Raw genomic sequence first — 12,315 nt, 5'->3', positions numbered from 1 at the left:
CATGGCCCTGCTTAAAAGGCGGCCGAAGAGCGGGGCTTTTTTGGCAAATAATTGTATTTTTGCTGCCCGATAATACTTTTTATATGAGCCAACGTACAAAAATTAAAGCACTGCTCGAGAGCGGTAAGACAGACATTGATGTAACAGTAAAAGGATGGGTACGCACCTTCCGTAACAATCAGTTCATAGCTTTAAATGATGGCTCAACCAATAATACCCTGCAGGTTATTGTTGATTTTGAGAATACAGACCCTGCCCTGCTTAAACGTATCACTACCGGCGCTGCTATTAGCGCTACAGGTAAACTTGTTGCCTCGTTGGGCAAAGGCCAGTCGGTAGAGGTTAAGGCTACTACCATAGAAATTTTAGGCGACAGCGACCCGGAGAAATATCCTTTACAGCCTAAAAAACACAGCCTGGAGTTTTTACGTGAGATAGCCCACCTGCGTTTCCGTACCAATACGTTTGGCGCAGTGTTCCGTGTGCGTAACACGCTGGCATTTGCGGTTCACCAGTTTTTCCAGGAACGCGGTTTTATTTACCTGCATACGCCTATCATCACGGCATCTGATGCGGAGGGTGCCGGCGAAACTTTCCACGTTACTAACTTTGATATTGCCAACCCGCCAAAAACAGAGACCGGCGAGATAGATTACAAGCAGGATTTCTTTGGTCGTGCTACTAACCTGACGGTATCCGGCCAGTTAGAGGGCGAACTGGGTGCAATGGGCATGAGCGATATTTATACCTTTGGCCCTACATTCCGTGCCGAAAATTCAAATACCACCCGCCACCTGGCCGAGTTCTGGATGATAGAGCCGGAGATGGCTTTCTATGACGCCAAAGATAACGCCGACCTTGCCGAAGCGTTACTGAAATATGTGATCACCTACGCGTTGGATAAGAACAAGGATGATATTGAGTTTTTAACCCAGCGTTTATTAGAGGAAGAGAAACAGAAGCCGCAGAACGAGCGCTCTGAAATGACGCTGATAGAGAAACTTCAGTTCTGCCTGGCTAATGATTTCGAGCGTTTAACTTATACCGAGGCTATCGATATCCTTAAGGATTCGACCCCGAACAAGAAAAAGAAATTCCAGTACCTGGTTGAAGGTTGGGGTACCGATCTGCAATCGGAGCATGAGCGTTACCTGGTTGAGAAACACTTTAAAAAACCGGTTATCCTTACGGATTACCCAAAAGAGATCAAATCATTCTACATGCGCCAGAACGACGACGGCAAAACCGTTGCCGCTATGGATATCCTTTTCCCGGGCATCGGCGAGATAGTTGGTGGCTCGCAACGTGAGGAGCGTTTGGACAGACTGGAACAACGCATGGACGAGATAGGAATTCCTAAAGATGAGCTTTGGTGGTACCTGGATACCCGCCGTTTTGGTGGCTGCCCGCACGCAGGCTTTGGTTTGGGTTTTGAGCGTTTAGTGCTGTTTGTTACCGGCATGGGTAACATCCGCGATGTGATACCTTTCCCTCGTTTCCCTAAGAACGCTGAGTTTTAATATTGGTGGATTTCACCGATCTTGGTTGATTACATTGATAAATAATGATTTTATGATAACGCTGACCTTTATGGTCGGCGTTTTTTATTTTTGATCAATGCCAGTCATCACTCTGACAACAATCATCAATGCGCCTGTGGAGCGCTGCTTCGATATTTCCAGGGATATCGATATCCACATCGCATCTACTGTTCATACCGGTGAACGCGCAATTGCCGGCCGTACTAGCGGCTTGATAGGTTTGGGAGAAAGCGTTACCTGGCGGGCCAAACATTTTGGGATATGGCAGAACCTGACTTCAAAGATCACGGAATTTAAGTTCCCTGAGTACTTTGTTGATTGTTTGATTATCGATCACCGTTAGGGGTGTTAGGCAAGTTGGCAGATTTCCTGTTTGTTAAGCATTACATGAAAAGGCTATTAATCATCCGGAATGGGGTGATAAAAGCTGAGGCGGAGAAAATTAACAACTGACCGTCATGCCGAATTTATTTCGGTATCCCACGAGCCGATCTCCAAAATCTGATCTACTCCTTGAAAGTATTTACCGCTTTTGGTTTGTTCAAGTACGCTCTTAAAAACAAAAGCATAATTCCGATCAGTACAATCAATATCATATAGCTGATGGCAAAGGTTTGCTGGTTATGGATGTTAAGTGTATTGGCCAGCAGGTAACTGAAAAAAGATGTTACAATGTAACCCCCGCCGCTGGTGATGCCGCCCGAAACACCTGCATTCTCCGGGAAGCGGGTTAGGCAGTAGGTAAAGTAGATGTTGTACATAAAACCCATTAAAAAATGCAGACTTATCACAAAGAACATGATGGCATAAATGCTGCTGAACCAGCTTGCGGTAACAAACATGGCTACAGCAAATGCAGCTTGCAATAAATTAGCCGTAGTAAGCTTCACCATAAAATTACGCGCTATCATGGATTTGCTCAACATCCCGCCCAGCAGCAATGCAATACCCGAACTTAAAGCCGCATAACCTGTAACTACCGGCGAGTAATGAAACACATTCTCAATAAAAAAGGGTGCCGACATACCAAAGATGATCGCCATGGAGTAGCTTAAGCCCAGGATAACAATGCCGTAGGCAAAATCCGGTGCGGTAATCATCTTTTTGTATGTGTTTACTATCGAGCCCAAGTGGAACGGTTTTGTACGGGGTAGCGTCTCACCACTATAGCGGAGTTCCAGCAACAGCATCACAAAGGCATAGATGGCCAGGAAGTAAAAGTTTGCCCGCCAGGCAAAAGCGTGTTGCAGATATCCACCTAAAAAGGGTGCTATAACCGGAGCAGCCGACCACACTACCGACAATAAGCTGGTGTAGTGCTTTTGTTTATCGCCCTCAAACACATCGATAAATAAGGATCGCTTAGATACCATAATGATGGAAATGAGGAAGCCCTGCAATGCCCGCATCACAAATATCAGCTCGATGCTGCGGGTACTTACAATTACCAGGTTAGTGACAATAAAAGCAGCCAACGAGGCCAGGCCCAGTTTGTAACGGCCATAGCTATCTATAATGCTGCCCACAAATAATTGCGATAAACCGTAGCTGATGAGAAAGATAGTCATGGTGAGGCGCACATTAGAAACCGATGTACCCAGGTCATGCACCATGGCCGGGAACGATGGCACGTAAACATCCATCGCAAAACCCGATATAGGGATAAGGATAAATGCCAGTATCGCGCTGATGTTCCTGTTGCTATCTGTAACGCGTCTCATTTTGCTTGCTCCGTTTGGTAGAGCGGCAAAATTAGAAACTAATTTTAATGCAGGGGTATTTTAGCTTAGAGATGCACCCTTATCGTATTAATATTTCATTGGGGTGATAAAGGGAAAATAATAACTTAGGTAGCTGAAGCATTATTTTGCTGCCGCCTTAGGTGCCTGTGGGGCGTAGTCCTTATGCACAATTAAAAAGCTTGCGCATTCTTCTTTGTGGAACGGAATATCCCAATTTCCTTGGTAAGTGATTTTTGTAGGTAGTAGTTCGCCGTTGAAGCGGTTAAGCTCAATATTCATCTGCACATTAAAATCAACAAACATGTTGCTGAACTTCATATCGATGTAGCGGCCCAATATCTGGAAGGTGTTCATGTCAAAGATGGTGGTCATCTCTTTGATCATGGTATCATCATCAGCTGTGCTGGGCTTTTTAATCACTTTAAAGCGATAGACAGGGATACTGTCCATGTACGTACCGCGGGCAAATTCGTAGTTGTAATACTGGCGTAACTCCGGCCCAAAGATCTCTGTTTTACCACTGATAAAAGGTATGCCAGATATACGCCTGCCCGGTGTAAATACCACCGCCTTTAACTTAGCTTTGTAGCCCGCGTTTTTCCCTTTGCCCGGCGCAGAAGATGCCGAACCGCTGGTAAAATCAGAATTGTAAGCATTCATAAAGATGTAATCAAACATCTCTACGGTGTATAAATCGTATTTGCCATTCTTTTTCTTAACGGCGCCGGTATCCTGATTGATCAGATAGGTGGTCTGGCGTTTACCGTTCAAAAAGTCGTGCCGTATTTTACGGTAGATCTTGCCATTAACTTTGTTCTTCTTGTCGTAGGTGTAAATGCGGTTCTCGGCGGTAAAGGCGTACCGCTTCATATTCTGGAAAGCCCTGTAAAAGCTGGTGTCACTCACTACTGCGTCAATAAAATCCTGCGCACGCAACCGGTGAGAAACGATGTTAACTGCAGAATCGATAACGATGGTGCGGATGGTGTCAGGATTAAAACGCTGGATCTGCTGCGCCTTTGAGGTAAAGGCAGCAATGATCAGGCAGAAGACGATGAGTATTTTTTTGTTCATGGTTTATGGATATTAGTTCACAGTAGCAGCCACTGGCTATCAACTATGAACAATCAACCAACTAATTACCTAATTGCTTAACAGCAATGTAAGCCATCAGACCAACACTCTGTTCCAACGCACTTTCCTCAACATCAAAGGTTGGGGTATGTACTGATGAGGTTATACCCCGTGCCTCGTTACGTGTACCTAAGCGGTAAAAGCACGAATTAGCCACTTGCGAGTAATAAGCAAAATCTTCAGCGGCCATCCATATGTCCAGGTCCAGCACGTTCTCTTTACCCAAAAAATCTTCGGCAAAGCCGCGTACCTTTGCAGTGAGTTTTTCTTCGTTAATAAGGAAAGGATAACCCTTCATGATGTTAAAATCGCAGCTGCCGCCCATGCTTTCGGCAATACCTTCGGCCATTTTCTTCATCTTAACATGCGCTTCATTACGCCATTGCTCGTCCATGGTACGGAAGGTCCCTTCAAGATAAACCTCGTTAGGGATAACATTGGTTGCACCGTTGGCGATAACCTTACCAAATGATAGCACCGACGGGCTTTTAGGATCTGCAAAGCGGCTTATCACCTGTTGCAGGGCTGTTAATATGTGGGCGGTGATGATCACCGGGTCAACATTTTGTTGTGGCTGCGCGCCGTGGCCGCCTTTGCCTTTTACAGTAACATATAACTCATCCGTGCTGGCCATATATTTGCCCGCGCGGAAACCCACCTTGCCGGCATCTATCAGCGGCATAACATGCTGACCGATTACGGCTGATGGCTTCGGGTTTTCTAATACACCTTCTTTGATCATGAGGCTGGCACCGCCCGGCAATTTTTCTTCCGCAGGTTGAAAGATGAATTTTACCGTGCCGCCAAATTCGCTTTTGATCTCCGTAAGTATTTTGGCTACACCTAACAGTGACGACGTATGTACATCATGACCACAAGCGTGCATTACGCCCTCGTTTTGCGATCTGTAGGAAACATCGTTGGCCTCTAAAATTGGCAGTGCATCCATATCTGCACGCAGGGCAACTACCTTATCTCCGGGCTTATCGCCTTTTATAAGAGCAACCAAACCCGTATCAGCCATTTTATGATATTCGATACCCAGTTCTTCCAGCTTGCGGGCTACAAAAACAGAAGTTTCCACTTCGTGGAAAGACAGCTCCGGGTGGGCGTGTAAGTGCCTGCGGTTAGCAACAACATCATCAAATATCTCTTTAGCTAATTGCTGTATCTTCTCTTTAATCATCACTGGTAGTTATTTTGGGTGGGTTTATCTTCTCCGATATGATAAATAGCGAAGTAAAATAGGCCGATAGCTGTTGCTTAAAGCGTTCGGCTTCTATCCGCGTACGGAAATCACCTGCGCGGATCTTAAAGTTTGGTTCGCGGTAAACAATGTAAGTACGCAGCTCAGGAAATTCTTTATTGCATTTTGCCTGGGCATTAAATGCAGCAGAACGGTTAGTGCCGCTGTAGATCTGCACACGATAGCCGTAAGACGACGAATATCGCGGAGAACCGCCTGCCTTGCCGCTATTAAGCGCAGCGCGTTTGGCAAGCAGGGTATCAAATAACGGAGGTGCTACAACCTGTACCTTTCCCCTGGTTTGCCCAAAGCTTTTTACCGATGCAGAAAGCAGTAAAAGCAAAAAGCAATATTTGATACCTGCCAGAATAGCTTTATGATCAAATATTGCTTTCTTCATAGTTATATTATTCCTTTAACCGTCATTGCAAGGAACGAAGCAATCTCCGAACTATACAGGGCAGACTTGCCTGTGTAGAGATTGCTTCGTTCCTCGCAATGACGCGTGGTTTTTATTTATTTAGCCCTCTCCTTCAGGAGAGGGTTTGGGTGAGGCTCTTAATTCTGCCCTATACCGTGGCAATTTTTGAATTTTTTGCCGCTTCCGCACGGGCAAGGATCGTTCCTGCCAATTTTTTGCTCAACCTTTACCGGGCTGGGCTTTTGTATCTCCTGCTGCATCTCCTCAACCGGTAAACCGCTTTGGTCTACCATCTCCGGTTTTGAGGTACGCATCTGGCGCATATCTGTTTTAGGGGCCGGTGCTGCTTCGCGCACTTGTTCTGGTGCCTGCTGTACGGCAATACCACCTCTGAACAGGAAGCTCATCAACTCTTTGTTCACGCTGGCAAGCATCTGGCGGAAAAGTTCGAATGCTTCAAACTTGTACACCAAAAGCGGATCCTTTTGTTCGTAAACGGCGTTTTGTACCGATTGTTTCAACTCATCCATCTCACGCAGGTGCTCTTTCCAGGCATCGTCTATCAATGAAAGGGTTACGTTTTTCTCAAAAGATTTAAATACTTCCTGGCCGTGATTCTCTACCGCTTTTTTCAACGGTACAGCTACCTGCATGCCATGTACACCATCGGTAAACGGAACAACAATGTTCTCTACATACTGGCCGCGGGTATCGTAAACATCTTTTATAACAGGGTAAGCTTGCTGCGCTACGGCTTCGGCTTTACGTTTGTAAAATTCGCTTACCTCAATAAAGGTGCTATCAACCAGCTTTGGCAGCGGGGTGTTAGCAAACTCTTCGGCAGTGATCTCGGTATCAACAGAGAAGATACGGATGATCTCTAACTGGAAGCCTTCAAAATTGTTGCTCTCTTTATATTCGGTTACGATATCCTCAATAACATCGAAAATGGTGTTGCTGATATCTACGTCCAAACGATCACCAAACAGTGCGTTCTTACGTTTTGCGTAGATAACTGTACGCTGTGAGTTCATCACGTCGTCATACTCAAGCAAACGCTTACGGATACCGAAGTTGTTTTCTTCTACTTTCTTCTGTGCACGCTCAATAGATTTTGAGATCATGGAGTGTTGGATCACTTCACCTTCCTCAATACCCATACGCACCATCAGGTTAGATATACGCTCCGAACCAAATAAACGCATCAGGTTATCCTCAAGCGATACAAAGAACTGCGAAGAACCGGTATCACCCTGGCGACCAGCACGACCGCGCAATTGCCTGTCAACACGGCGCGACTCATGGCGCTCAGTACCGATGATGGCTAAACCGCCGGCCTCTTTGACACCTGTGCCCAATTTAATATCGGTACCACGGCCCGCCATGTTGGTAGCAATGGTTACCGTGCCGGCTTTACCAGCTTCGGCAACAATGTCTGCCTCTTTCTGGTGAAGTTTAGCGTTCAGTACGTTGTGTTTAATGCCGCGCAGTTTAAGCATGCGGCTCAATAATTCTGAAATCTCTACCGATGTAGTACCCACCAACACCGGTCTGCCGGCCTTGGTCAATTCTTCTATCTCGGCAGCAACCGCATTGTATTTCTCACGTACGGTACGGTAAACAAGGTCTTGCCTGTCTTCGCGGGCAGTTGGGGTATTGGTTGGTATCTCTACCACATCCAGTTTATAGATCTGCCATAACTCGCCTGCTTCAGTAACTGCAGTACCGGTCATACCACAAAGTTTGTGGTACATCCTAAAGTAGTTTTGCAGGGTAACGGTAGCAAATGTTTGGGTAGCATCCTCAACCTTAACGTTCTCTTTAGCCTCAATAGCCTGGTGCAAACCATCAGAATAACGGCGGCCATCCAATACACGGCCTGTTTGCTCGTCAACTATCTTAACCTTGCCATCATCAAGAATATACTCGGTATCTTTTTCAAATAAAGTATAAGCTTTAAGCAATTGGTTAACAGAGTGGATACGTTCTGATTTGATGGAGAAATCGCGCATCAGTTCATCTTTCCTTGCCAGTTTTTCGTCGGCTGGCAGGTCTGATTTTTCGATCTTGGCTATCTCTGTACCCACATCCGGCATCACAAAGAAGTTTGGATCCTCGCCTGATGCGGTGATCAACTCGATACCTTTTTCTGATAACTCTACCGAATTGCTTTTCTCATCGATGATAAAGAACAATTCAGAATCAACCTTAGGCATTTCCTTGCCCTGATCCTGCATGTAGTAGTTCTCAGTTTTTTGGAGCACGGTACGGTTAGCACCCTCACTCAGGAATTTAATTAAAGCTTTGTTCTTAGGCAACGCACGGTGTGCACGTATCAAAGCTAAACCACCATCATCAACGCCCGTCTTGCCGTCGTTAATAGCTTTTTTAGCTTCGTTTAATACGGTATTTACGTAAGCTTTCTGAGCGTTAACCAAACGCTCTATGCGTGGTTTCAGTTCATAAAACTCATGCTCGTCACCACGCGGGATAGGGCCGGAGATGATCAATGGGGTACGGGCATCATCCACCAATACGGAGTCAACCTCATCCACCATGGCATAATGCAGCTTGCGCTGTACTAATTCTTCAGGGCTACGTGTCATGTTGTCACGCAGGTAGTCGAAACCAAACTCGTTGTTGGTACCAAAAGTAATGTCGGACAAATAAGCCTGGCGGCGCTCTTCAGAATTTGGCTCGTGTTTATCAATACAATCAACAGATAAACCGTGGAATTCGTACAACGGGCCCATCCACTCGCTATCACGGCGGGCAAGGTAATCGTTCACGGTTACAATATGTACACCCTGGCCGGCCAATGCGTTAAGGTATGCAGGCAAGGTAGCTACTAATGTTTTACCCTCACCCGTTGCCATCTCGGCAATCTTACCCTGGTGCAATACAATACCGCCTATCAGCTGCACATCATAATGTACCATGTTCCAGGTAACCTCATTGCCTGCAGCAAGCCAGGTATTATGGTGTATGGCTTTATCGCCTTTTATAATAACGTTGTTTTTGCGCGAAGCCAACTGGCGGTCAAACTCTGTAGCAGTAACCTCAATGGTTGGGCTGCCGCTAAAACGGCGGGCAGTTTCTTTAACCACCGCAAAAGCTTCAGGAAGGATATTCATCAATATCTCCTCCAACTCTTTATTACGGTCTTTTTCCAGCTTATCTAATTGGGTAAACAAGTTTACTTTCTCGTTTACATCCATACCTGGCTCGTTCTCGGTACGGTCTTTAATAGCTTTTATCTCGCTATCGATGCCGGAAAGGCCGGTGGCAATGGTCTCTTTAAATTCTATGGTTTTAGCCCGAAGGTCATCGTTGCTCAATTGGTCAAGCTTGGCATAAGCAGCCTTTATTTTCTCAACTATAGGCGTTATCCCTTTAACATCACGCTCCGATTTACTTCCAAAAAGCTTACTGAAAAAATCTAACATATCAATTTATATATGGTGCACCCAACTCAACAATTAAGCCAATGCAATTATAAAGTCATTTTGACAGGCAAAGGTAAGAAAATAGTATCAAGTAGCAGGTATCAAGTAGTAAGTACAACGCCCGGTTGACATAAAAACTCGTGATACCTGATACTAAATACTTGATACTACCCAAAATGTTATCTTTGCCCGCATGAATATCCTGATCCTTGGTTCGGGTGGAAGGGAAAGTGCCTTCGCCTGGAAGATTGCCCAAAGCCCCAAATGCACTAACTTGTATATTGCGCCGGGCAATGCAGGCACCGGCGCTTACGGCACCAATGTAAACCTTAAGGTTACAGATTTTGAAGGTATTAAGGCCTTTGCTTTGGCAAATGATATTAACCTGGTGCTGGTTGGCCCCGAGGAGCCGCTGGTAAAAGGTATTCATGATTTCTTTTTGGCTGATGAGGAGTTGAAAAATATCCCTGTTGTTGGCCCGCAACAAGAGGCGGCGCAGTTGGAAGGTAGTAAGGATTTCTCTAAAGAATTTATGCAGCGTAACGGTGTGCCTACCGCTGCATCAAAAACCTTTACCCGCGATACTTTACAAGAAGGCATGGATTACCTGGCAACTGCAGGCCTCCCCATCGTTTTAAAAGCCGACGGACTTGCCGCAGGCAAAGGTGTACTGATATGCCTAAGCCTTGAGGAAGCCAAGCAGGAACTGAACGCTATGCTTGCCGAAGCCAAATTTGGCGATGCCAGCTCAAAGGTGGTGGTAGAACAGTTTTTACAGGGCATAGAGCTTTCGGTTTTTGTAATGACGGATGGTAACAGCTACAAAATTTTACCTGAAGCTAAAGATTACAAACGCATAGGAGAGGGTGATACCGGCCTTAACACGGGCGGCATGGGTTCTATTTCCCCTGTGCCATTTGCCGACGAAGCATTTATGCAAAAGGTTGAGCAGAAGGTGATCATCCCAACTATTGAAGGTTTAAAAAAGGAGGGCATTCCTTATAAAGGCTTCATCTTTATCGGCCTGATGAATACCCACGGTGAGCCATGGGTTATTGAATACAACTGCCGTATGGGTGACCCTGAAACAGAAAGCGTAATGCTGCGTATTGAAAGTGACTTTGTTGATCTGCTGGAAGGAGTGGCCGAAGGTAACCTGCACGAGAAGAAATTGATCATTTCTCCCAAAACTGCTGCTACGGTAGTTTGCGTAGCTGGTGGTTATCCTGGCGAATATCTGAAAAATAAAGCCATAGCAGGTATTGAGAACGTTCGCGACTCGCATGTTTTCCATGCCGGCACCACGCAGGTTGGCGATGAAGTACAGGCAACCGGCGGACGTGTGTTAGCCGTAAGCAGCTTGCAGGATGATATGTTTAATGCGCTGCAACAAGCCACAGCCGACGCTGCACGTATCTATTACGATGGCGTTTATTTCAGGAAAGACATCGGTTTTGATCTGCTTTAGTTTTAAGTCCGGAAGTCGGATGTCTGAAAGTACGGAAGACGAATAACAATAGACCGGAAGTCGAAACGACGGAAAGTCCGTAAGATGAAATCAAAAGAAAAAGTCCGAAAGTTTCAGCTGATAAGCTTCTACTTTCGGACTTCTGTCTTTTCGGACTTTCCGACTAAAGACTATATCTTACCGAATATCTCTGCCAGTTTATTTTCCAGGTCCTGGCCGGTAAGGTTTTTAGCGATGATCTTACCGTTAGGATCGATCAGGAAGTTTTGCGGAATGGCACGCACTGCATACAGATCTGCAGTTTTACTTTTCCAGAATTGCAGGTCTGATACCTGTGTCCAGGTCAAACCATCTTTGTGGATAGCACCCAACCAAGCAGCTTTAGCATCAGGCCTGTCTAACGATACACCTAAGATGGTAAAGTTTTTGCCTTTATATTTATTGAAGGCTTTAACCACATTAGGATTTTCGTGACGGCATGGGCCGCACCATGATGCCCAGAAATCAACCAATAAATACTTTCCGCGGAATGATGATAAAGCAACTGTTTTGCCTGCTGTATCAGCCTCGGCAAACTCAGGCGCTGTAGCACCAAGTGCAACGTTTTTCAATTTTGGCAATAGCTCTCCAAATTGTTTGCCGCTTTCGGTAGCTTTTAATGCCGGAGACAAGCCACCGTATAATTCTGCAAGCTCAGGGTAGTCTGCACTGTAAGCATAAGATTGCAATGCACTTAAGGCAAGGTAAGAGTCAGGATGCGTTTTAATGAATTTTTTGTTGATGGCAGATTCCTGCTTTTCAATCGCCTTTTCCTCTTTGGTTACAGCTTCTTTTTGCGCATCGGTAGTTGCATTTTTTTGCTTTTCCTCAAGAGCCGTGTATGCATCGTTAACAGGTTTCAGAGAAGCTTGTAACTCTGCACTCTCTTTGTTAGTTTTTGTACCGGTTATCAATGCATTAGCCAATGTATCCGGCGACGTAACCGTAATGGTACCTGCTTCAACGAAGATTGGATGATAATCTTTGGATTTACGCATGCCATCCCCCTTTTGGTTAAGGATAAGATACCCGCTCATTGGTACCGCACCAGCATCACCTGTAAAGGTAAACTGGCCGTTATTAACAATCGTAGAGTCAATGGCTATCTTGCCATCTTTGCGGTATTGCAGATATGCTTTAGCCGGGGCGTTTATTTTACTCAATTTACCCTGTATAGTAAATTTGCCGGTTTGGGCAAAAGCAAGGGCAGGTAATATGGCAACTGCACTTAAAAGTAGTTTTTTCATTGTTAGTAAAGTTAGGACTGCAATATGCGGC

At 45.4% G+C, this 12,315-nt stretch carries 9 protein-coding genes; 3 read left to right on the top strand and 6 right to left on the bottom strand.

Annotated features, from left to right (window positions below; all coding sequences use genetic code 11):
- Positions 1–83: 83 nt before the first annotated feature.
- Positions 84–1,520: an asparagine--tRNA ligase gene (asnS, locus tag INP83_RS01700; protein ID WP_219126067.1), complete on the top strand. Its 1,437-nt coding sequence runs from the start codon at positions 84–86 to the stop codon at positions 1,518–1,520.
- 97 nt (positions 1,521–1,617) lie between these two features.
- The gene (locus INP83_RS01695; RefSeq protein WP_255563230.1) at positions 1,618–1,884 is read left to right on the top strand and encodes a hypothetical protein; all 267 of its coding nucleotides are present in this window, start codon (positions 1,618–1,620) and stop codon (positions 1,882–1,884) included.
- A gap of 163 nt (positions 1,885–2,047) precedes the next feature.
- Here the strand turns inward: INP83_RS01695 and INP83_RS01690 are convergent, their stop codons facing one another.
- From INP83_RS01690 to secA, 5 genes are all read right to left on the bottom strand, one after another.
- A complete protein-coding gene (locus INP83_RS01690; RefSeq protein WP_219126066.1) occupies positions 2,048–3,262 on the bottom strand; it encodes an MFS transporter in 1,215 nt (404 codons plus the stop codon).
- A 141-nt stretch (positions 3,263–3,403) separates the two neighbouring features.
- The gene (locus tag INP83_RS01685) at positions 3,404–4,357 is read right to left on the bottom strand and encodes a hypothetical protein (RefSeq protein WP_219126065.1); all 954 of its coding nucleotides are present in this window, start codon (positions 4,355–4,357) and stop codon (positions 3,404–3,406) included.
- 61 nt (positions 4,358–4,418) lie between these two features.
- A complete protein-coding gene (locus tag INP83_RS01680; RefSeq protein WP_146273368.1) occupies positions 4,419–5,603 on the bottom strand; it encodes a M20 family metallopeptidase in 1,185 nt (394 codons plus the stop codon).
- On the bottom strand, positions 5,596–6,063 hold the full coding sequence (locus tag INP83_RS01675) for an SPOR domain-containing protein (protein ID WP_219126064.1): 468 nt from the start codon (positions 6,061–6,063) through the stop codon (positions 5,596–5,598). The genes INP83_RS01680 and INP83_RS01675 overlap by 8 nt, the downstream gene beginning before the upstream one ends.
- A 158-nt stretch (positions 6,064–6,221) precedes the next feature.
- Positions 6,222–9,530 carry a preprotein translocase subunit SecA gene (gene secA, locus INP83_RS01670; protein ID WP_219126063.1) on the bottom strand — a complete coding sequence of 1,103 codons (3,309 nt, stop codon included), beginning with the start codon at positions 9,528–9,530 and terminating at the stop codon, positions 6,222–6,224.
- Positions 9,531–9,723: 193 nt separating this feature from the next.
- Here secA and purD point away from each other — a divergent pair, with 193 nt between their 5' ends.
- Positions 9,724–10,998: a phosphoribosylamine--glycine ligase gene (gene purD / locus INP83_RS01665; protein ID WP_219126062.1), complete on the top strand. Its 1,275-nt coding sequence runs from the start codon at positions 9,724–9,726 to the stop codon at positions 10,996–10,998.
- Positions 10,999–11,168: 170 nt separating this feature from the next.
- Here purD and INP83_RS01660 read toward each other — a convergent pair whose 3' ends face one another.
- Complete coding sequence (locus INP83_RS01660; RefSeq protein ID WP_219126061.1) at positions 11,169–12,284, bottom strand: TlpA disulfide reductase family protein; 1,116 nt, start codon at positions 12,282–12,284, stop codon at positions 11,169–11,171.
- Positions 12,285–12,315: the final 31 nt, after the last annotated feature.

The sequence above is a fragment of the Mucilaginibacter sp. 21P genome, from assembly GCF_019331605.1.
In the GTDB taxonomy this organism is placed as follows: domain Bacteria; phylum Bacteroidota; class Bacteroidia; order Sphingobacteriales; family Sphingobacteriaceae; genus Mucilaginibacter; species Mucilaginibacter achroorhodeus.
This window is presented reverse-complemented; position numbering and strand designations above follow the sequence as displayed.